Below are 21,705 nucleotides of genomic sequence, written 5' to 3' on the forward strand. Positions count from 1 at the left end.
AACGCAGTATACGGCCATGACCGCTACCGCGCTATAAATGCTATGGAATCAGGCGTGCTGAGAGGAGCAGGACAACACTTCGCCAGTCATATAGCCGGAATAATCCGATGCCAGGAACATCATTACGTTAGCCACTTCCCAGACTTCGGCAGCGCGGCCAAAAGCCTCTTTCGCTGCCAGCTCTTCGAGCAGTTCCATGGGAGACGTCTTCTTCAAGAAATCGTGAAACGCAATCGAGGGAGAAACGGCATTGATACGCACCCCATGATCAGCGGCCTCCAACGCAGAGCAACGCGTCAATGCCATAACTCCGGCCTTAGCCGCAGCATAATGACACTGCTCTTTCTGTGCCCGCCAGCCCAATACAGAGGCGTTGTTAACAATCACACCCGTTCCGCGCGGCTGCATCTTCTTCAGCATGGCACGAGACATACGCATGGTTCCGGTCAGTGTCACATCCAGCACCCGGCTCCATTCATCGTCTTCCATATCGACCAACAGCTTGGTGCCGCCTAAGCCGGCATTGTTAATCAGTACGTCCACCCCACCCATCGTCGCTTCAGCCTCGTCCACCAGAGCCTGTACGTCGGCCTCATCGGTCACATTGGCGAGCTTGCCATAGACTGACTCCAAACCGGTTTCAGATTTCAAAGCGGCGACTGCTTTTTCCAGACGTCCCTCGTGTATATCGCTAATCATTACTGCGCGCGCGCCCTCTTCAACGGCACGGGTGGCAGCGGCAAAGCCAATACCCGCACCAGCAGCGGCGGTAATCAGCACGCTTTTACCGGCCAGCAAATTGTGTCCTGCAACATAGGGTGGTGGTTCTTTTAGAGCCATGAGTGCTTCCTCTTGCGACCGCTAGCGGCGCCTGGTTGATTATCCACGCGGTTCACGGGGCATACCCAGCGCCCGTTCCGCAATAATATTTCTTTGAATCTGATTAGTGCCACCGTAAATCGTATCGGCGCGGGTAAACAGGTACATCGACTGCAAACGATTAAGTTCGTAAGGTCCAGCTTCCAGCACTTCTGACTCCGGCCCCAGCACATCCATGGCCAGCTTGCCCAGATTACGGTGCCAGGTTGACCAATACAGTTTGTAGATCATGGCTTCCTTTTGCAAAGTGCCATCATCACCGCCGCCCGACAGAGTGCGCATGCTATTGAAGCGCATAATACGTAAACCCACATGGGCATCAGCAATGCGTTGCCTTATCACAGGGTCGGTGGCGGCACCGTTCAGTTTGGCAACGCGGATGATCTCATCCAGTTCGTTCTGGAACAGCATCTGCTGTCCCAGCGTGGACACGCCGCGTTCAAAGCCCAGTAGCCCCATCGCCACTTTCCAGCCTTCGCCTGGAGCGCCGACAATATCCTGAGCGCTACAGTGAGCATCATCAAAAAACACTTCATTGAATTCGCTGGTGCCGGTCAACTGTTCGATCGGCCGCACGTCAATACCGGGTTGATCCATCGCCAACAAAAAGAACCCCAGCCCCTTGTGGCCGACACTCTCTGGATCAGTGCGGGCAATCACAAAGCAGTATTCAGATTCGTGGGCATTGGAGGTCCACACTTTCTGACCGTTAATCAGCCATTGACCTGCTGTCTCATCAAAATGCGCTTTCGTCTTAACGTTGGCAAGGTCAGACCCGGCACTCGGCTCTGAATAGCCCTGACACCAGAACTCTGTGCCCGCAAGAATACCAGGCAGAAAGCGCTGTTTCTGTTCTTCGCTACCAAAAGCAATCAAGGTCGGACCCGTCAGGCCTTCACCGATATGCCCCATGCGGCCAGGGCCACCGGCCCGTGCGTACTCTTCGTGAAACACCACCTGCTGCTCAATACTGGCACCGCGACCGCCGTACTCCTGTGGCCACCCGATACAGGTCCAGCCACCTTCAGCCAACTTGCGCTCCCAGGCTTTGCGTTCGTCCGGATACATGTGCTCGTCACCCGGCCCGCCACGGCCGCGCAATTGCTCAAATTCGCCGCACAGGTTCTGCTCTAGCCAGGTCGCAATCTCGCCGCGAAATTGTTCGTCTTCTGCGCTGAAACTTAACTTCATCTTTTGCTCTCCCGCGCCGGCTTAATCAAGCAAACTGGCGGCGATAGAATCGCGATGCCAGGCGCCAGTGCCCAAAAAGGTTTCGCTGGACTTGGCCCGTTTGAAGTACAACTGAATATCGTACTCCCAGGTAAAGCCAACGCCGCCGTGCAACTGAATGCCGCACCCCGCATTGAAAAAGAAGGCATCACTGCACCAGGCTTTAGCTACACTCGCCGCATCACCCAACTCTGACGCCAAGCTGCCACCGCGTAACGTCTCATCGGCAACACAGGCCGCGTAGTAAGCTGCCGAACGTCCCGCCTCCACTTTGACCATCATGTCTGCTGCTTTGTGTTTAATGGCCTGGTAGCCGGCTATGACGCGACCAAACTGCACTCGTTCCTGAGTATAAGCGACCGTAATATCCAGGGCCTGCTGGGCACCGCCCACCTGCTCGGCAGCAACCGCCACCGTGGCAAGACCAATAATGCGCTCTAGCAGCTGCCAGGCATTACCCGGCTCATTCATCACCGACTCTGGCGCCATAACCGCATCGGCCATCACAATCTGCGCCTGCTTGCGGGTTTGGTCCATGGTCGGCAGCCACTCGCGAGTGATGCCCTGACTGTCAGCCGGGACGATAAACAGAGTAATACCTGAAGTACCGCTACTGCCCTCCTCCCGCGCAGCGACCACCAACAGCTGCGCGCTGTGGCCATCTGGCACATAACGCCAACTGCCATTGAGAACATATTCGTCACCACTGCGGACGTAAGTAGCGGTTACCGCCTCTGCGTCCCAACGACCATTGCTGCCGGTATAGGCCAGCGTCGCGGTAGCGCCTTCAATAATCCGCGGCAGGTATTCCGCTTTTTGCTCCGGCGTTCCTGCGATCAGCAAGCTGTTCACACCCAGACACACGGTAGAGTAAAAGGGTGAGCACAATAGGTAGCGCCCCATCTGTTCCAGCATAGCAACCAGCTCAACGTAGCCCAGCCCCATACCCCCGTATTCTTCAGGAATATGAATCGCTTGCCAAAACATCTCATCGCAGATCTTCTGCCACAGCTCAGCGTCATAGCCCAGCTCAGTCGCCATTGCCGCTCGTACCGCAGCGCTGGTTGAAACCTCAGCTAGAAACGCTTCCGCCGTATCGCGGATCATCAATTGTTCTTCAGTAAACGTAAAGTCCATCACTCAAGTGCTCGTGTTTAAATCAGCTTCCCCAGACACTCTGGGCCGGAACTTCTTTTGCCAACAGGGTTTTCATGGCCTCACCAATCTCAGCAGGTGCCCACTGGGAATCTTTGTCTACACCTTCGGTGGTGCGCCAACCATCACAAATACAGATGCGTCCACCTTCAGATTCAAAGATTCGACCCGTCACCTCAGCAGATTCCGCAGACGCCAGCCAGGCCACCAGTGTCGAAACATTTTCCGGGGCGAAATGATCGAAGCTGCCGTCGTCGGGCTTCTTCATGCGTTCGGCCATCACTTCTACTGCTGTAGTCATACCCGTGCGCGCACTGGGCGCCAGCGCGTTGACAGTAATACCGTAACGTCCCAGTTCTGCTGCCTGATTCAGTGTCAGCGCAGCAATGCCAGCCTTGGCGGCGGCGTAATTGGACTGACCAATAGAGCCCTGCAAGCCAGCGCCTGAAGTGGTGTTGATAATACGAGCGTCTACCGTGTGACCTTCTTTGGCCTGACCGCGCCAGTAGTGCACCGCATGTGAGGAGATACAGAAGTGCCCTTTCAAATGCACGGACATAATGGTGTCCCACTCCGCCTCAGTCATCGACGCGAACATACGGTCGCGGTTAACTCCCGCGTTATTGACCACTATATCCAGGCCGCCAAACTCAGCTATGGCCTGCTTTACCGCATTCAGGCTGTCATCGTAGTTGGTGATGTCAGAACTGTTCACCGCAGCTTTACCGCCCGCCGCTATGACTTCATCAACCACTGCCTGAGCAGCCTCGGTGTTAATGTCGTTAACCACAACCGCACAGCCTTCGGCAGCCATCACGCGTGCGTGCGCCGCGCCCAGGCCGCCACCGGCACCCGTAATAATCGCCACTCTTCCGTCAAGTATTCCACTCATGCTACTTTCCTCATATTCCATTCTTTGTCACCCGAACCTCAACAAGGTTAGGCTGCTGCCGTCTTGTTACAGGCGCTCAATAATAGTGACGTTGGCTTGCCCGCCACCTTCACACATTGTTTGAAAGCCATATTGACCTTGGGTTCTTTCCAGCTCATGTAACAAGGTTGTCATCAACTTGGTACCGGTCGCACCCAGTGGGTGACCCAGCGAAATCGCACCGCCGTTAACATTGGTCTTGGCAGGGTCGAAACCCGTCTCTTTCAGCCAGGCCATCGGCACCGACGCAAACGCTTCATTGATTTCTACCAGGTCCATATCATCCATACGCATGCCAGCCTTTTTCAACGCGTACTCAGTCGCTGGAATTGGCGCAGTCAGCATCCAGATGGGGTCTTCAGCGCGCACACTCAAATGATGGATACGTGCTCTGGGAGTCAAGTTGTAACGCTTCAGGGCATCCTCGGAAACGATCAGCATGGCAGACGCAGCGTCACAGGTTTGGCTACTGACAGCGGCAGTTATGGTACCGCCCTCCATCAGTGGTGCCAGGCCCGCCATCTTTTCCAGCGAGGTTTCGCGCGGCGTCTCATCCATGTCGACGCCCTCCAGGGGGACGATTTCACGACTGAATCGACCTTCCGCAATAGCCTTCAGCGCGCGGGTATGTGACTCCAGGGCAAACGCTTCCATATCTTGCCGCGACAAATTCCACTTATCCGCAATCATCTGTGCAGAATTAAACTGCGATACGGGGGTATCACCGTAACGCGCAGTCCAACCCTGTGAACCGGAGAACGGATCGCTAAAACCCAGCGGCTCGGCGGCCAACATCGCTGAGGATATAGGCACCGAGCTCATGGTCTGTACGCCACCGGCAACAACGACATCGTTAATACCAGACATAACCGCCTGTGCAGCAAAGTGCACCGACTGCTGCGAAGAACCGCACTGGCGATCAATAGTCGTGCCGGGCACTTCCTGACTCAATCCTGCAGCCAACCAGCACGTGCGGGCAATATCACCCGCCAGTGGCCCGATGGTATCGACGGCGCCAAAAATCACGTCATCGTAATCCACATCGGGAATATCATTGCGTTCTACCAGCGCCTTGAGTACGTGTGCACCAAGATCGGCGGCGTGCACATGGGCCAAACCACCTCTGCGGCGACCGGTCGGGGTGCGCAGGGCGTCTACAATATAGGCTTCTGCCATGAGTATTTCCTCTGTAGTTAATTAAGGAACGTGTTGCCAGCCCCTAGTGGAGTGTCTGCACGTAAAATAAAGTCGTTGATACGGTTCTTATGAAAACCGGCATCGCCCCAACTGTTGGCGAGCGCCCAGGCCTTCTTCATAAAAATATGTAAATCCACTTCCCAGGTATAACCCATAGCCCCGTGCACCTGGATGCAGTTTTTAGCGGCGAGATTAGCGGCTTCGCAAGCCACCACTTTAGCGTGGGAAACATTTTCACTGGCCGAGTTCAGGTCATTGGCAACCGCATAGGCGGCGCGGTGTACTGGCGCCTTAGCGTATTCCAGCTGCACTGCCACATTGGCCATATGATGCTTAACCGCCTGAAAGGAACCAATAGGCTTACCAAACTGGTTACGCTCGCTGGTGTATTGCACCGCCAGATCAACCATGCGCTGAGCCAGGCCCAGGGCCTGAGCTGCATTGCCTAACGCACCTCTGTTCAGACAAGCGGTTATCACTGCAACATCACTGCAGACAATATTGCTGGCGGTCGCTTCTACGGCATACAGCTTACGTGAAGGATCCACCGACTCGTTGTGACGCAGATTGAACTGTCCCGGCGTCAGCGCATGAATATCATCGCCCTGCTGCAGCAAAATCAGGTCGGCGGTATGTGCATCTTCGACTAACAGATTTTGGCTCAGGCCCACGACTACCCGCGCCTCACCGGAGGCGATTTTGGGCAACCACTGCGCTGCCAGTTCGCCACCAATGTCAGTCAACAGTGGCACGGCAACCAGTGCTGTATGCACTAAAGGCTCAGGCAGTGCTACATAGCCACATTCCTGCGCCAGCAATACAAAATCCAGCGCGCTCATACCCAGCCCGCCCAACGCTTCAGGCACGGTAATACCGGTTAAACCTAGCTCTGCCAGTTGCGCCCACAGCTCGGGGCTCCGGCCCGTCTCGCTTTCCCAAGACTCCCGGATCTTCTCGGGTGTCACTTCATTGACCAGAAAGTCGCGTACTGATTCCTGAAACAACAGTTGATCTTCACTAAAGGTAAAATCCATTGCAGCTACCTCGGCATTCCGAGCATGCGCTCGGCAATAATATTGCGCTGTATTTCGTTAGTACCAGCATAAATAGGACCGGACTGGGCAAACAGCCAACCGTCCAACCAGGTACCAACACCAGCCGCATCCGGCGCATGCGGTAGTAGCTCGGCGCGGGCACCCAGGATGCTCATAGCCGTCGCATGCATGGCTTGATCGAGTTCTGACCAGAAGATTTTATTGGTAGATGACTCGGCACCAATTTTACCGCCCTTATTAATCCGGCAGGCAGTCTGGTAGGTGGTCAGGCAATAGCTTTCTGCGTCCATATACGCACGCAGTACCGCATTCTTGATCGATGGATCAGCATCGGCACTGGCCTGATTCTCGCGATACAGCTCTACCAGACGCCGCGCGGTTTCCTGGAACCGTGCCGGCGAGCGCAGCATCAAGCCGCGTTCAAAGCCTGCAGTAGCCATGGCAACCGCCCAGCCTTCGCCCTCGCCACCGAGGCGGTTGTCGACGGACACTTCTACATTGTCGAAGAATATTTCGGCAAACCCCGGCAGCCCGTCTAGCTGCGGAATAGGCCTCACGGTGATCCCGGGGGTGTTTAACGGCACGAGTATGAAGGTCAATCCGCGATGACGCTCTGAGTCGGGGTCGGTGCGAAACATTCCGAAGCACCAGTCGGCCCACACGGCACGCGTCGACCAGGTTTTTTGGCCATTGATAATATACTTGTCACCTTGCAATTCGGCTTTGGCACGAATCGCAGCCATGTCGGACCCTGCATTGGGCTCCGACCAGCCCTGTGACCAGACTTCCTCGCCGTTGGCCATTTTCGGCAGAATACGCGCCTTCTGTTCTTCGGTGCCGTACTCCATAAGGGTAGGACCCAGCAGGAAGATGCCGTTTTGGTTGACCCGTAGCGGCGCTCGTGCCCGATAGTATTCTTCTTCGAAGATCAGCCACTCGATCAAGTCGCAGGCGCGGCCACCGAGTTCTTCGGGCCAGGTGACCATGCCCCAGCGACCTTCATTGAGTTTTGCCTCCCAGTCCCGATGCTGCTGGAACCCTTCGGCGGTGTCGAAGCTCTGCAGGGGCTGGGCCGGCGCATTGGCGGCCAACCAGGTCTTCACTTCCTGACGGAAGGCGTTTTGTTGCTCTGTATAATTTAGATCCATAATTTGTATCTCAGCTTTTGTCTTGCTGTTTTGCCTCTTGAAAAACCACTACTTCCTAACTTCTTACTTCAGTACTCTGCCTGGACGCGACCGGTGACAGCCAAACTAACTAGTGTTCAATCCGCGACCGACAACTAACAGTGCTTTTGAGACCGTCGGTTTCAGGGATGAACCCGGCGAGCGTACATGGATGTATTCACAGCGGGCCTCAAAAGTATCTGTACCGTAGTTGTCGCGACCAGAAAACTCCGGCCAATCAATGTTCACTAAAACCTGCTCTCAAAAAAACTCAGGAATCAAACTTGGCGTCCCGCTTGTCTACAAACGCATCGCGGGCTTCCTGGGAATCTTCCATGGTGTAAGCTTCAAACGTAAAACCCTGTTCCCAGCGATACTTGTCTTCCAGATTGCCATCTTCAATACCAGTCAAAGCCTCTTTGGCCAGCATCACCATAGCCGGTGACTTCTCGGCGATTTTGGCAGCGATCTCGCGACAGGCGGACAGCAGCTGATCACGTGGTACCACTTTTTCAATCGAGCCCAGGCGATAGGCTTCATGGGCGTCAATGAAATCACCGGTGAAATACATGTAGCGCACCTTCTGTACCGGAAACAAACGCTGCAGGTGGGCACCGCCGCCCATCGCACCGCGATCAATTTCAGGCACACCAAACGTGGCGTCCTCTGAGCACACTACAACGTCAGCAGCCCCCGCCATTCCAATGCCGCCACCCAGCACAAAGCCGTGCAGTCCAATGATCACGGGGACAGGGTTGAGGTGAATAGCTTTGAAGGTAGCGTAGTTACCCCGATTCACATCCAGAATTTTGCTGCCATCAGCGGCCAATTCCTTGATATCAACGCCGGCACAGAAGCCGCGCCCCTCACCGGCAATCACGATCACACGCACATCTTCGCGCGCACCCAGCGTATCGATTTCAGCGGCTATATCGAACCAGCCCTGACTATCGAAGGCATTGACCGGCGGGTGGTCGAGAATCATCTCGGCGATGCCCTCGTTAACACTGATCTTGAATGGCTTAGACATTTTGTAAGTCCTCTAGGCGGGGTTAGCGCGCTGCGCTAACTCGGTTAAACGTTGTTCGGCTTGCAGCACAATAGCGCTGACCAGATCTTGGCAACTCAGCAATTCATCAATTACACCAGCGACCTGCCCACTGGGCAGAACACCAAAACTGGGTTCACCGTCGACCATAGCCTTCTGAATAATCATGGGGGCGTTGGCTGACATGATCGCCTGAGCCGCGGTTAACCCGTCATCGCGTTGCATGGCAACCGCTGATTTAAGCAGACCGATTAGACTGGCTCCGGTGTATTTGCGGAAAGCCAAGCCGTTGCGTACGGCAAGTATCAGTTTCTTCAAATTGCCCGCCCGTTCCAGTTCACCCAGTAGCTCATTCATAATCATGCGCTGGGGCAGACCATCCATCGCTTCGGAGCGAATGATGACGCCGGGGTCTTTACAGTCTATATAACGTTGCAGCGTCTGCTCGGGCACCGGGCTTTCTTTGGTCATCAAGAAGCGCGTACCCATAGCGATACCTTCAGCGCCAAACGCCATAGCCGCTATCAGTCCAGCGCCATCTTTGAAACCACCAGCGGCAACCACGGGTACTTTGTCACCAACCGCGGCAACAACTTGCGGTAACAGCAATGTGGTAGGAATAGCACCGGTATGACCACCACCTTCTCCGCCTTGCACGGTGATGATATCCGCGCCCAACTCTACCGCTTTGATAGCATGCTTGGGCAAACCCACGGTGGGCATACAGGACACTCCGGCGTCCTTGAGTTTGGTAATCATCTCCTTGCCCGGCGAGCGCGAGTAACTGACTGCCCGCACGCCGTGCTCTATCACCATATCCACAATTGCCGCCGCATTGGGCTGGTACATGTGGAAATTAACTCCAAAAGGCTTATCCGTCAGTTCTTTGACGCGCAGGATATCCCGCTCCATTTCCTCAGGCGGAATAGTGGCGCCGGCAAGAAAGCCAAAGGCACCGGCGTTGCAACTACCCGCGACCAGATTCGGGTCGGCCACCCACCCCATAGCGGTTTGCACTATAGGGTACTGGCATCCCAGCTTCTCTGTCAGCCGTGTCTTCAGCACTAGGAACGGTCTCCCGCAGGATTGTCCTTGATCTGCATAGCACGCTGATTGTGTGGATCCAGCGCCGCAATAATCGCCAGCTGCTCAGCCGTGGGGGCTGCAGTAGTCGGCACAGAGTCAGGCACTTCGATCGGGAAGCCAGTGTTTTCAAGCACCTGCTCCAGCGCAATGCCCGGATGCAGACTACGCAGCCGCACTTGATGATTAGCGCCGCCAAAGTCCATCACACACAGATCAGTGATAATCAGGCGTATATCAACATCATCCAGCGAACGTCCCTTGGGTAAACGCTCCGGGTTATAGCCAATAGAAGAAACGAAATCACACTCGCCTTCAATGAAAACGCGAGCGCTGTGACCGGGAACAAAAAAGCTGTTTTGGTGACTGATGGAGTTACCGGGAAAGCCGCGGGCACCCAGCATCATAGTTTTGGGTGCATCGTAGGTGCCGCCCAAAGCCGAGGTATTTGACTGTCCCCAGCGATCTACCTGAGTTGGCCCCAGCATAGCGTGACGCCGGCCGCTCCAAACATTGTCGAAGATGCGCGAGAAGCCCATCCAACTTTCTGTCGCGGGCACAAAATCATCACCGCGCGGCCCAATCGGATTTGGCGCAGACAGGATCCAGGCTTCTGAATCCGTCATCATCAGGTCCGGGTTAAAACTCTGCATGGCCAGACTCGCGGCCAAACGTGGAATCACTCCGATGCCGGTCGCTAATACTTCACCGTCATCACGAAAGGCTTCAGCTGACGCACAAATGCAAAGCTCAGCCAGGGTATATTCATTACTCATCGTGTTCTCCTTGGCTAATCAGTAAGTGGGAAGTGGTATTTGACGAATGGCGTCTAGACCGCCTACAGCAGTCTGATAGTCTGCCTCGCTGGCGCCGAGATACTTGTCAGCGTAACCGCCAAAGCCTGCTTCATCCTTGGCCGCTGCCGAATACTCTTTGAAGTGCGGCACATCAAAACCATACAGTGGCGAACAAGATGACGGGTGCGCCCCGCCGGGTATGTGCACCACGCCCGCTGTGGCAGCGCGCTCCCAGAACACCAATCGCGCCTGCTCCGGTGAATTGAAATAACTGCTGTCTACCAGTTCGTCACAGCTGACATAGGTCTTCTTGGCAGCACGGGCAAACATGTCGTCCATGTAATGGTCAGGGCCAGAGATCTGACATACACCGCGCGCATCGGCGTGATCGACATGAATCAGCGAAGCGTCCAGATTTAACGCCGGCATAGCCACCCACTCCTTGTCGTCATAGGGACTGTCGATCAACTTTATATCCGGGTTCTTGGTGACAATGTCAGTACCCAGACCTATTTCCGTAGGAATGAAAGGCAAGCCCCAGGCCGCTGCCCGCAGACCCAACAACATCATGCCTTCATCGATCTCCATCACTTCAATGGAGCCGCTCTGACGCGCCTTGCGAAAATGCGCTTCCAACGGAATAAAATCCAGCGATACAAAAGCAAAGACAAGCTTCTTAACTTTGCCAGCGGCGCATAGCATGCCTACATCAGCACCACCATATGAGACCAAGGTCAGGTCCTTGAGATCCGAGCGAAGAATTTCTCGCACCAGCGCCATGGGCTTGCGTCGCGGCCCCCAGCCTCCAATACCGATGGTCATCCCATCTTCAAGCTGGGAGACAACTTCCGCTGCCGTCATCTGCTTATCCATTTTCTCTCCTCTAGCCGACTATCCGCGCCATGCGGTAGTCGTGTTTTACAAAATTAACACCGAGCGTGCTCTCCGTACGGCGCACACCCTCCAGTCCGGTAATACGCGCATGAACAAACTCTGCCAGGTCTTCGTAGTTGCGCACCATAGTGATAGCCAGAATATCGAAACGACCCATCATTAAGGCAACAAACCCCAATTCCTTCATCGCAGCCAATTGCTCGGCAACTTCGCGCGCCTGGCTGCTACGCTCTACTTCAATCCAGATATAGGCCAGCGCTGCATCACGAAAGCGGTCAATGTTGGTGACCGCGGTAATCCGGATCAACTTTTCCTCTTCCATACGCTTGATGCGCGCCCGCACCGTACCTTCGGTGACACCCAACTCAGCCGCTATATGCCGATTGCTAGTGCGGGCATCCCGCGACAACCACTCGACGATACGTTTGTCGACTGCATCCAGACGACGCTTACTCACTGTATAAACTCACTGCTGTCGAAACCAATGCTGTCCGGGGTCTCATGAAAAGGCACCCAATCTGGCTGGTTCTTCAGTACATCCAACGCCAATGCAGTAGTTAGGTAACGTACACCCTCCAACCGCGCCAGCTTATTGTTGATCAAGTCCGCCAGCGCGGTCTGGTCTGCAGCTACCACCAAGGCCTCAACATCGTAGGTACCTATGACCACATTCACGGAAAATACTTCTGGGAATTGTGCCAGATCATGCGCTACCTCCGCCGGGGAACGGTTCTCTACCTGCACCCCCACCGCCAGCAACATTTCGTAACCAACGGCTTCAAAATCAGTGACCGCTACCACCTTCATGGTGTTGGATTCTTCCAGACGTTTGACGCGCGCACGCGTGGTAGCTTCGGTAAGACCGACTTCCGCCGCAATAGCCCGGTAAGACATACGACCATCTTCGCGCAGCAATTCAATAATCCGCTGATCCACGTCATCCAACTCAATATGGCTGGCCAGGCTGTCAGCTGATTCCACCGGACTCATGCGCTGGCAACCATCGCTTTCAATTCGGTCTTCAATACTTTGCCGGAAGCATTGGTCGGCAAGCTGTCGACCAAATGCACCACCCGCGGCACTTTGTAGTTAGCCATTTTCTCGCGGCACCAGGCTATGATTGCGGCAGAATCAAGCTCCGCATCAGGATGCACAATAATCCAGGCATTGGCGACCTCACCCATGCGCTCGTCGGGCACGCCGATAACCGCCGCCTGCGCGACTCCGGGCAGTGAGCACAATGCATTCTCAATTTCTGCCGGATAACAGTTAAAACCGCCGACAATAAACATGTCCTTGATACGATCAGTGATATCGATATAGCCCGCTGCATCCATGACACCAACGTCACCGGTCATCAGCCAACCGTCGCTGTTGATGGCTTTAGCAGTTTCTTCGGGATTATCCAGATAACCCTGCATCACGTTGTAACCGCGCACCCAGATTTCCCCGGCCTCACCGCGCGGTAATTCGTCACCCTGACTATCGACAATAATGACCTCAACCCCGGCTATTGGCTTGCCAGAGGTACTCGAGATAACTTCAGCCGGATCGTCCGCCTCACAGATGCTGACAGTACCGCAGGACTCCGTAAGCCCATAGGCCGTCACTACGGTCTCAAACTGCAGCACGCTGCGCATCTGGTTGACCAGTTCTACCGGCACTGGCGCAGCGCCGGTTACCGCCAGCCGAAAGCTGGAAAGGTCATACTCCTCCCGTCGCGGATGCGCCAGAATCGATTGGTAGATAGTGGGCGCGCCGGGCAACATGGTTACTTTGTCACGCTCGATCTGCGCCAACACTTCATCAAGGTCAAAGGTCAGTACCGGCAGGATCCGGGCGCCGCGAATAATCGCCGCCAACCAACCGGCTTTGTAGCCAAAGGAATGGAAGAACGGACTGATAATCAGGTAATTGTCAGTGCTGCGCAGCCCGACCGTCGCACTCCAGGTTTCGTAAACGCGAATATTCTGCGCATGCCCGGTGACCACACCCTTGGGTGCGCCGGTGGTACCCGATGTGAAGCCTATATCGAGGGGGTCTTCGGGACTAACCGCAGCACTCAAGGCCAGTACTTCTGCTTCCGCAACCGTCGCCCCAGCCGCCACAAAATGATCCCAACTGAGACAGCCCACGGCCTCGCCTTGCAACAGCACGGTAGTTTCCAGATGAGGAAGATCCTCATCTTCGAGCATTTTGGTATAGCTCTGACCGAGGAACTCGCCAACGGTAAACAGCAACTTTGCACGGCTCGTATTCAAAGCATAGGCCGCTTCAGAGCCTTTCCAACGTGTATTGATTGGGACCAAGACAATGCCCACGCTCTGGGCACCGATAGCCGCCAAAATCCACTGGTATACGTTGGGCGCCCATATCGCTATACGATCGCCACGCACCAATCCGGCCGCGTGACAGGCCGCTGACACCTGCAATCGCGCAGCGTTGAGCTCGTTGTAGGTCAGCGCAACTGCGCCGTCTTTGATAGCAACCTGGCCGCCAAACTGGTCAGCCGCGGCCTGCACTACCTGCGCCATGGTTCTGTCTGTGGTCTGCACCCGGGACATGCTGTCACTCCGCTGGCTATCCGCCCGCACGACGGCACCGCCGTCGGCAAAATTGAGCGACAATAGTAGGGGTTGGTAACGGGCATTACAATAGAAATGCGTAGAAATATGCGTACTATTCTACGAATAGTGCCAATTATTATATCGGGATTAGCTTTTATGCAAATAAAGCAGGTTTGAGAAACACGCAGGTAGTCCGCGTGTATAGTGCGCGATTCAGCCGCCCTTAAGTGGCCCTACTATTCGAGGCCAGCAACGCCCGCACGGGTGCCGGGCGCGTCGGCCTGAGCGGCCAGCTTACTGGAATTCAAAGTCCTTAAAGATTTCCCGCAACTCGGTTTTCTGAATCTTACCGGTGGCCGTGTGCGGAATGGCATCGATAAACTCAACCGCTTCAGGCATCCACCACTTGGCAATTTTCCCCTCCATAAACTGCAGGACTTCAGGCGCAGTGAGGTGCTCACCACCTTTGTCACGCACTATGATCAGCAACGGCCGCTCGCTCCACTTTGGATGAAACCGTCCGATCACCGCAGCCTCGGCTACCAGCGGGTGCCCCACCGCAGCATTTTCTACTTCAATCGAGCTGATCCACTCACCGCCAGACTTGATCACATCCTTGGTGCGATCGGTAATCGCCATATACCCATGCTGGTCTATGGTCGCCACATCGCCCGTTTCAAACCAACCCTCTTCCGCATGAGCATCACTGCCGTCCAGCTTATAGTAATTACTGCAAATCCAGGGACCCCTGACTTTAAGTGAGCCAAACGCCACACCGTCCCAAGGCAACTCATTGCCTTTATCATCAGTAATTTTCATCTCTACGCCAAACACCGGTCGCCCCGCCTTGAGCCGCATGCGATCGCGTTCCTCCGTAGGCAAGGCAGCCACTGCTGGTGTTAGCGAGTTAACCGAACCCAGTGGGCTCATTTCAGTCATACCCCACCCAATTCGTGTTTCTACCCCCTGTTCATCCATCGCGTGCATCAATGAGGGCGGACAAGCAGCTCCGCCGACGATAATACGCTTGAGGGATTCAATCGATTCGCCGGTATCGCGTAAGTGTGCAAGCAGCCCCAACCATACGGTGGGGACACCAGCAGACATGGTCACGCCTTCTTCGTTAATCAACCGCGTCAGCTCCGCACCATCCCCCATTTTGGAACCCGGGAATACCAGCTTGGCGCCGACCATTGGGCAGGCATAAGGATTACCCCAGGCATTAACATGAAACATCGGCACTATCGGCAGCACCACATCCTGACAGGACAAGCCCAGCAGATCCGGCATCACCGAAGCATAGGCATGAATAATAGTAGACCGGTGGGAGTACAAAACACCCTTGGGATTACCTGTGGTTCCCGAGGTGTAACACAGCGCACAGGCGGCATTTTCATCCAGCTCCGGCCAGTCAAACTGGTCGCTCATACCCTCCAATAACTCTTCATAACAGAACACGTTATCCAAGCTGGTATCTGGCATGTGCTCACGATCCGTCATTACCACCCAGCCTTTAACGGTGGGGCAGCTCGCCGCCACGCCCTCGGCCAACGGCAGGAAATCCCGGTCAATGAAAATCCACTGATCTTCCGCGTGATTAATAATGTATTCGACCTGCTCGGGAAAAAGTCGAGGATTAATCGTATGACACACATAGCCGCTGGCACAGACACCGTAATAGGCTTCGAAGTGGCGATAATCGTTCCAGGCCAGCGTGGCAATCCGATCACCCTGCTGCAAGCCCCACCCGGCTATGACATTGGCCAACTGACGGCTGCGTGCAAATGCATCGCGGTAGGTATAGCGGTGACGCGGGTTATCCGCAGTTACTGATACTATTTCAACGTCGGGATTAACTTTGTCGCAGAATTCAATAATCGATTTGATCAGCAACGGCTGATTCATCATAAGACCGTTCATAGTCTAGGGGCTCCGGTACTGGTTATGGCGGTAAGAGAGAGTTGTAATTATCGCTTCAAAAGAGCTTACAGAAAAGGGCTTGGGCAGTCTCCTTGAGACCCGCCCAAGCGGCACTAGAAGACTAAACCAAAGACCAGTGATCACCGTCAAGATGAGCGCGTGACTCTTGCTGCAGTTTAATCAGATGCGCAGTCATAGACAGCTTTGCCATCTCGTGCAGGCTGGCATCAACATCGTCGTAAACCACAAGCACCAACGTATCCAGATCTGCCGCCCCAGTCTGTTGCAGGCTATCCACTACTTTCTGCTCTCGCTTCAGGCGATGATTAACCAGCCAGTTAACCGCACCGGCCGGATCGTCGATCACTGAGCCATGTCCTGGCGCCAATGCCTTCAGCGGGTAGTCCAGCAGCAGTCGCAAGGAATCGATATAAGCCTTCATATCACCGCTCGGTGGCACGATCACCACGGTAGACCCCTGCATGATGTGATCACCGGTAAACAACATGCCGTCCTCTTCCAGCAGGTAACAGAAATGATTACCAACATGACCGGGTGTATAAACCGCGCGCAGATTAAACTCGTCAGTCGACAGCAGATAGTCGTGTTCTACTTCCACATCCGGCGCAAAAGTATCGTCCTGGAATTTGTCGTCCCAAGGCAGCGCGCCAATCACCTGCGCGCCGGTAGCCTGCTGTATTGGCAACCAGGCCGGCGAATGATCCGGGTGCGTGTGGGTCGTGACAATCCAGCGAATACGCCCCGCTCCCGCTTCCAATATGGCGGCCACGTGTTCATCCAGCAGTGGACCCGGGTCAAGTACTGCAATTTCTTTGTCGCCCAGCAAATAAGTGTTGGTTCCGGGCCCGGTCATAACCCCGGGGTTGGGTGCTACCAACCGCTGCACTCGCGGTCCTAATCGAAAAGGAATTCCTGGTTCAAACATAGGACTACACCATTCCCGCTATGGAGACATTGGGGTCAACGTCGGCTTCGTAGTCCACCCCATCAACTTCAAAACCAAACAGTTGCAAAAACTCGCGCTTGTAGCCGACAAAATCACTTTCCGACTTGAGGGTTTCTGTGGTTATAGCGTTCCAGATTTCCTCTACACGCTGCTGAATCACCGGCTCCAGCTCCTTGTAGTCAGCGCGCCAGCGGCCATGGTCATCAATGTGTGCATCATCGCCGTAAATACTGTCTCGAAACAGGCCATCTATCTGCTCGATACAGCCTTCATGCACACCGGCTTCCTTCATGACCCGAAATAGAATCGACAGGTACAGAGGCATCGCCGGAATAGCCGAGCTTGCCTGAGTCACCACGGCCTTGAGGGCCGTCACACGGGCGTCACCACCGCGCGCGGAGAGTTTGTTTCTGATATCCACAACCCGCTTATCGAGATCCTGCTTGGCAGCACCGATGGTGCCGTGCCAGTAGATGTCCCAGGTCAGCTTGTCACCCAGATAGGTATAAGCCGTAGTCTTGGCACCGTCCGCGAGCACCCCGGCACCATCCAGCGCATCAATCCACATCTGCCAGTCTTCACCGCCCATGACGGCAACCGTATTGGCAACATCTTCATCAGTCGCCGGCTCCATGGTCACAGAGGTGATCTCTTCCTTATCGGTATTGAGACCCGTGCACTGCACCTGACCACCGATAGGTTTCAGCGTCGACATATGCACTTCGCCAGTCACCGGGTGTTGTCGCCGCGGCGAGGCCAGTGAGTAAACCACAAGATCTACCTGTCCCAGATCCTGCTTGATCAAATCTATGGTTTTCTGTTTGATCTCATCGCTAAACGCATCACCGTTGATACTGCGAGCGTAAAGCCCGGCTTCTTCAGCGCACTTATGATAAGCAGCCGAGTTGTACCAGCCGGCAGTGCCAGGCTTTTTATCGGTGCCTTCTTTCTCGAAAAAGATACCGATCGTGGATGCGTCACTGCCAAAACCGGCCGTAATGCGCGACGCCAGGCCATAGCCCGTGGACGCGCCAATAATCAGCACACGCTTAGGCCCGTTGGGGATTTCACCCTGCTTACGCACGTAGTCTATCTGCTTACGAACATTGGCTTCACAGCCAACCGGATGAGTGGTAATGCAAAGAAAACCGCGTACTTTGGGTTTAATAATCATCGCCTGAGTGAATCCTCTTTTATGATTAGATCTAGGGGTTATCGCCGCAAGATTGTATCATAGCGATTATGAGCAATCCGCTACTCTACAACACGCCCGCGCAGTGGACTGAAACTGTCATGCAGGACTTTGACCAGTTTTTGCTGGACCACGCTGCCGCCGAAAAAAAGGCATCGGGCATGGCTATATCAATGCTGTCACATTATGCAGATCGGGTCGAACTGGTAGCCGCAATGACGGAGCTGGCAGTGGAAGAGCTGAGCCACTTCCGAGAAGTGGTTAAGTGGATTCATCAACGCGGCCTGATTACCGGCGCTGATCAAAAAGACCCCTACGTGATAGAGTTTCGACATTGCCTGCGCTCAGGTCGCGAGGAATTCTTGCTGGACCGGCTATTGGTAGCAGGTGCAATAGAAGCCCGGGGCGCTGAGCGCTTTGGCCTGGTCGCAGCAGCGCTGGAACCCGGCCCCCTGCAAAAGTTTTACCAGTCCATTACCCGCAGCGAAGAACGCCACTATGAGCTATTTCTGGAACTGGCCCGCTTGTACTCGCCTGCAGACGCAGTCAACCAGCGCTGGCAAGAACTGTTGGAGATAGAAGCCGAGATCGTACGCAAACTGCCTTTACGCGCTGCCCTGCATTAAGCAAGCTGCCACAGAGTGACAACCGCACGCAAAAGTTCACAGTATCTGCAGCACTACGCCGAGACTGAAGCGCGCCATATTAGCTTGCAACCTACCGCGCGCACTTACGATGAATGTCTAATCATCCCGGCCTATGCGGAACCCCCTGAGCTCATTGAGCGCTGGCAATCACTAACGCACTGCGCACATTCCATTCTTATTATTCTGGTTCTCAATTACCCTGCAGACAATGACAGTGCAGCCTCCATTAACAGCGAACCTGCTGGCGCCGACACCAACGCGGCGCTGCGCGCCACCTTGACCGCACTGCCGCCTAAAGAAGTACTACCGGGTGTAGGGAAGCTCTACTTTCTGTTTGAGAATACCGACATTCTGTTGGTAGAGCGCGCCCATGGCCTACCCGCCGATCAAGGCGTTGGCCTGGCCAGAAAAATCGGCGCCGACATTGCCTGCAGCTTAAAGTCAGCGCAGCGTTTGCGCAGCCGATGGCTGCATTGCACTGATGCCGATGCCACACTTCCCGGCGACTACTTTAGCCAGTGCGATAAGCAGAGTCAGCAGGTGACTGCTGTATGCCATCCGTTCCGGCATATGCATGAGACGGCAACATCCTCAAACGCCGCACAACTCTACGAGCTGCGCCTACATTACTATGTGCGAGGCCTGCGGCGGGCAGGTTCACCTTATGCGTATCAGACTTTGGGCAGCTGTATCTCAATTGATACTGAAGCCTATCAACAAGTGCGCGGGTTTCCGCGTCGCGCTGCTGCAGAAGACTTTTACCTGCTGAATAAACTCGCCAAACTCGGGCCCGTGGTGGACGGGGTCGGTGCACCTATCGTACTCGATGCCAGACCTTCGCAGCGCGTTCCGTTTGGCACAGGACCGGCAGTGGCGGCACTGCAAGCAGAGGCCAATCCGCTACAAAAGCCTTTGTTTTATAACCCGAGGAGCTTTCTCGCCCTGGGCGCCATATTAGACGTGGTGCCCACGCTATATAACCATCCAGAGCCAGTGCAACTGATACACGACGCACTGGCAAACTTTGACGCTGCAGCAAATGTGATCGAAGCAATGGGACTACAAAGATGTGTTAGACATTGCCAGCAGCACAGTGGAACTAGTGAGGGTTTCAGCCGCCACTTTCACCAATGGTTTGATGGTTTTCGTACTCTGAAATTCATTCACGGCCTGCGTACAGCCGGGTATCAGGACCTGACACTGACAGAGAGTCTGCAACAAAAGGAAAATATTTGGCCGCAAGCTACTGACCGCGACTGGACTCTGCAGCAGCTGCTAGACACTTGCGCAGCGCAATAAACCCTGAAGATTAGAGCAGCAGGCGCCGGATATCCGCCAATAGCGCGCTAATTTCAGTGATGAACTTGCCGCCCAGGGCGCCGTTAACCACGCGATGGTCATAGGACAAAGCTAACGGCAGCATCTTACGCGGCGCAAATGCCTCACCATCCCAAACCGGTTTGACCGCCAACTTTGAGACTCCCAGTATCGCCACCTCTGGTGCATTAACGATCGGCGTGAAGCCGGTACCACCCAGGCCACCAAGACTGGAGATAGAAAAGCACCCACCCTGCATATCCAGCGGCCGCAATTTTCGATTGCGGGCCTTTTCAGCCAGCTCTGCAGTTTCTGCCGCCAGCTCCCAAAGACTCTTCTTGTCGACGTCGCGAATCACAGGCACTACCAAACCGGCAGGGGTATCCACCGCCATGCCAATATGCACGTAGCCCTTGAAAGCAATATTTTCCCCATCGCCGATCAGCGAAGAATTCATGCGCGGATTATCTCGCAATGCCTGCGCACAGGCCTTAAGCAGAAACGGCAGCGGGGTCAGCTTGACCTCACGCTGAGCAGCTTCGGCCTTGAGCTCGGCGCGAAACGCTTCCAGCTCAGTAATATCCGCCTCGTCGAACTGTGTTACATGGGGTACGTTGAGCCAACTGCGCTGCATATTGACTGCGGTAAGCTTGTCCACCTTGGTCAATGGTTGAATGTCCACCTCGCCAAAGGCAGCGAAATCGACCTCGGGTATAGGCGGAATCGCGCTACCGGTCCCTACCTGCGTACCGCCGGCCAAAGCCGACTTCACGAAACCCTGCAGATCTTCCTTAACAATACGGCCTCTTGGACCGGAGCCAGCTACTTGCTCCAAACCCACACCAAATTCACGCGCCAGTTTACGCACCGCCGGACCCGCGTAGACACCACCGGACGCGACCGGCACTGCCTCACTGCGCTCCGCCTGAGCATTTATTGGCGGGCTCTTAGGTGCCTTCGCAGCCTCCTCTGCAGGAGCAGGATCTGCAACTTTCGGCTCAGGTTCTGATGGCGAGACAGTGACAGCCACAGCATTGCCAACCAGCACCAATAGCTTGTCGCCTTCGGTAACCTGGTCACCCACAGCTACCGCCAGGCTTAACACTTCGCCTGACTGCGGCGAGGGTATTTCCATTGAAGCCTTATCTGACTCCAACACAACCAGCGAATCGCCTTCGTCCACGTGATCGCCAACGGCCACGCATATCTCTATTAGCTCTACCGCATCAGGAGTACCTATGTCAGGCACAGAAACAATCACCTCAGCCGTCGTGTCTGGGGCTGGCTCTTTGTCTATAACCGTTTCTGCGATTACAGCGGGTTCCGCGACAGTTTCGGGAGCGACTTCCACTGATTCCTCAGCGCCTTCTGAAGCTTCAGCTGCAGCACTAGCTTCAGTCGCGGCCTCAGTCTCAAGCACAACGATAGCCGCGCCTTCAGCCAGGGTGTCGCCCTCCTTGACAAGAATCTCAACCACCACACCTGCCTGATCAGCGGGAATTTCCATTGATGCCTTATCTGACTCCAGCACGATCAAACCCTGCTCAAGCTCAACCCGGTCACCCACTTGGACACACAACTCAATAACTTCCGAGTCTTCGGCGCCGCCTATATCAGGTACTTTTAGTGTCTGCCTGCTCACTGCATATTCCTTGCTACC

20 protein-coding genes are annotated in these 21,705 nt (G+C 54.9%); 2 read left to right on the forward strand and 18 right to left on the reverse strand.

Annotation, left to right across the window (positions count from 1 at the left end):
* Window positions 1-48: 48 nt before the first annotated feature.
* The 17 genes from EYC98_RS20435 to fabV form a co-directional block, all read right to left on the reverse strand.
* Window positions 49-840: an SDR family oxidoreductase gene (locus EYC98_RS20435; RefSeq protein ID WP_279247263.1), complete on the reverse strand. Its 792-nt coding sequence runs from the start codon at window positions 838-840 to the stop codon at window positions 49-51.
* Window positions 841-879: 39 nt separating this feature from the next.
* Window positions 880-2,070: an acyl-CoA dehydrogenase family protein gene (locus tag EYC98_RS20440; protein ID WP_279247264.1), complete on the reverse strand. Its 1,191-nt coding sequence runs from the start codon at window positions 2,068-2,070 to the stop codon at window positions 880-882.
* 21 nt (window positions 2,071-2,091) lie between these two features.
* The gene (locus tag EYC98_RS20445; RefSeq protein ID WP_279247353.1) at window positions 2,092-3,246 is read right to left on the reverse strand and encodes an acyl-CoA dehydrogenase family protein; all 1,155 of its coding nucleotides are present in this window, start codon (window positions 3,244-3,246) and stop codon (window positions 2,092-2,094) included.
* A gap of 22 nt (window positions 3,247-3,268) precedes the next feature.
* The gene (locus EYC98_RS20450; protein WP_279247265.1) at window positions 3,269-4,156 is read right to left on the reverse strand and encodes an SDR family oxidoreductase; all 888 of its coding nucleotides are present in this window, start codon (window positions 4,154-4,156) and stop codon (window positions 3,269-3,271) included.
* 66 nt (window positions 4,157-4,222) lie between these two features.
* Window positions 4,223-5,371 carry an acetyl-CoA C-acetyltransferase gene (locus EYC98_RS20455; protein WP_279247266.1) on the reverse strand — a complete coding sequence of 383 codons (1,149 nt, stop codon included), beginning with the start codon at window positions 5,369-5,371 and terminating at the stop codon, window positions 4,223-4,225.
* 17 nt (window positions 5,372-5,388) lie between these two features.
* Window positions 5,389-6,426, reverse strand: coding sequence for an acyl-CoA dehydrogenase family protein (locus EYC98_RS20460; RefSeq protein ID WP_279247267.1), 1,038 nt, complete (start codon window positions 6,424-6,426; stop codon window positions 5,389-5,391).
* A 5-nt stretch (window positions 6,427-6,431) separates the two neighbouring features.
* On the reverse strand, window positions 6,432-7,595 hold the full coding sequence (locus EYC98_RS20465; protein WP_279247268.1) for an acyl-CoA dehydrogenase family protein: 1,164 nt from the start codon (window positions 7,593-7,595) through the stop codon (window positions 6,432-6,434).
* A 289-nt stretch (window positions 7,596-7,884) separates the two neighbouring features.
* On the reverse strand, window positions 7,885-8,643 hold the full coding sequence (locus EYC98_RS20470; protein WP_279247269.1) for an enoyl-CoA hydratase family protein: 759 nt from the start codon (window positions 8,641-8,643) through the stop codon (window positions 7,885-7,887).
* Between the two features lie 12 nt (window positions 8,644-8,655).
* The gene (locus EYC98_RS20475; protein ID WP_279247270.1) at window positions 8,656-9,726 is read right to left on the reverse strand and encodes an NAD(P)H-dependent flavin oxidoreductase; all 1,071 of its coding nucleotides are present in this window, start codon (window positions 9,724-9,726) and stop codon (window positions 8,656-8,658) included.
* Window positions 9,726-10,520: a CoA-transferase subunit beta gene (locus tag EYC98_RS20480; RefSeq protein ID WP_279247271.1), complete on the reverse strand. Its 795-nt coding sequence runs from the start codon at window positions 10,518-10,520 to the stop codon at window positions 9,726-9,728. Before EYC98_RS20480 ends, EYC98_RS20475 begins: the two co-directional genes overlap by 1 nt.
* Window positions 10,521-10,538: 18 nt before the next feature.
* On the reverse strand, window positions 10,539-11,414 hold the full coding sequence (locus EYC98_RS20485) for a CoA transferase subunit A (RefSeq protein ID WP_279247272.1): 876 nt from the start codon (window positions 11,412-11,414) through the stop codon (window positions 10,539-10,541).
* A gap of 10 nt (window positions 11,415-11,424) precedes the next feature.
* Entirely contained in the window at window positions 11,425-11,892 is a 468-nt protein-coding gene (locus EYC98_RS20490) for an Lrp/AsnC family transcriptional regulator (RefSeq protein ID WP_279247273.1), read from the reverse strand.
* Window positions 11,889-12,425 (reverse strand): Lrp/AsnC family transcriptional regulator, encoded by a 537-nt coding sequence (locus tag EYC98_RS20495; RefSeq protein WP_279247274.1) that lies wholly within the window; start codon window positions 12,423-12,425, stop codon window positions 11,889-11,891. Before EYC98_RS20495 ends, EYC98_RS20490 begins: the two co-directional genes overlap by 4 nt.
* Entirely contained in the window at window positions 12,422-13,999 is a 1,578-nt protein-coding gene (locus tag EYC98_RS20500; RefSeq protein WP_279247275.1) for a FadD3 family acyl-CoA ligase, read from the reverse strand. Before EYC98_RS20500 ends, EYC98_RS20495 begins: the two co-directional genes overlap by 4 nt.
* A gap of 297 nt (window positions 14,000-14,296) precedes the next feature.
* Window positions 14,297-15,922: a long-chain-fatty-acid--CoA ligase gene (locus tag EYC98_RS20505; RefSeq protein ID WP_279247276.1), complete on the reverse strand. Its 1,626-nt coding sequence runs from the start codon at window positions 15,920-15,922 to the stop codon at window positions 14,297-14,299.
* 121 nt (window positions 15,923-16,043) lie between these two features.
* Complete coding sequence (locus EYC98_RS20510; protein ID WP_279247277.1) at window positions 16,044-16,868, reverse strand: MBL fold metallo-hydrolase; 825 nt, start codon at window positions 16,866-16,868, stop codon at window positions 16,044-16,046.
* 4 nt (window positions 16,869-16,872) lie between these two features.
* Window positions 16,873-18,063 (reverse strand): enoyl-ACP reductase FabV, encoded by a 1,191-nt coding sequence (gene fabV, locus EYC98_RS20515; RefSeq protein WP_279247278.1) that lies wholly within the window; start codon window positions 18,061-18,063, stop codon window positions 16,873-16,875.
* Between the two features lie 68 nt (window positions 18,064-18,131).
* Here fabV and EYC98_RS20520 point away from each other — a divergent pair, with 68 nt between their 5' ends.
* Both EYC98_RS20520 and EYC98_RS20525 read left to right on the forward strand, forming a co-directional pair.
* Window positions 18,132-18,707, forward strand: coding sequence for a tRNA-(ms[2]io[6]A)-hydroxylase (locus EYC98_RS20520; protein WP_279247279.1), 576 nt, complete (start codon window positions 18,132-18,134; stop codon window positions 18,705-18,707).
* A gap of 15 nt (window positions 18,708-18,722) precedes the next feature.
* Window positions 18,723-20,027 carry a glycosyltransferase family protein gene (locus EYC98_RS20525; RefSeq protein ID WP_279247280.1) on the forward strand — a complete coding sequence of 435 codons (1,305 nt, stop codon included), beginning with the start codon at window positions 18,723-18,725 and terminating at the stop codon, window positions 20,025-20,027.
* A 10-nt stretch (window positions 20,028-20,037) separates the two neighbouring features.
* Here EYC98_RS20525 and aceF read toward each other — a convergent pair whose 3' ends face one another.
* On the reverse strand, window positions 20,038-21,687 hold the full coding sequence (gene aceF, locus EYC98_RS20530) for a dihydrolipoyllysine-residue acetyltransferase (RefSeq protein ID WP_279247281.1): 1,650 nt from the start codon (window positions 21,685-21,687) through the stop codon (window positions 20,038-20,040).
* Window positions 21,688-21,705: the final 18 nt, after the last annotated feature.

Origin of the sequence: Candidatus Litorirhabdus singularis (assembly GCF_026262625.1) — a bacterium.
Taxonomy (GTDB): domain Bacteria; phylum Pseudomonadota; class Gammaproteobacteria; order Pseudomonadales; family Halieaceae; genus Litorirhabdus; species Litorirhabdus singularis.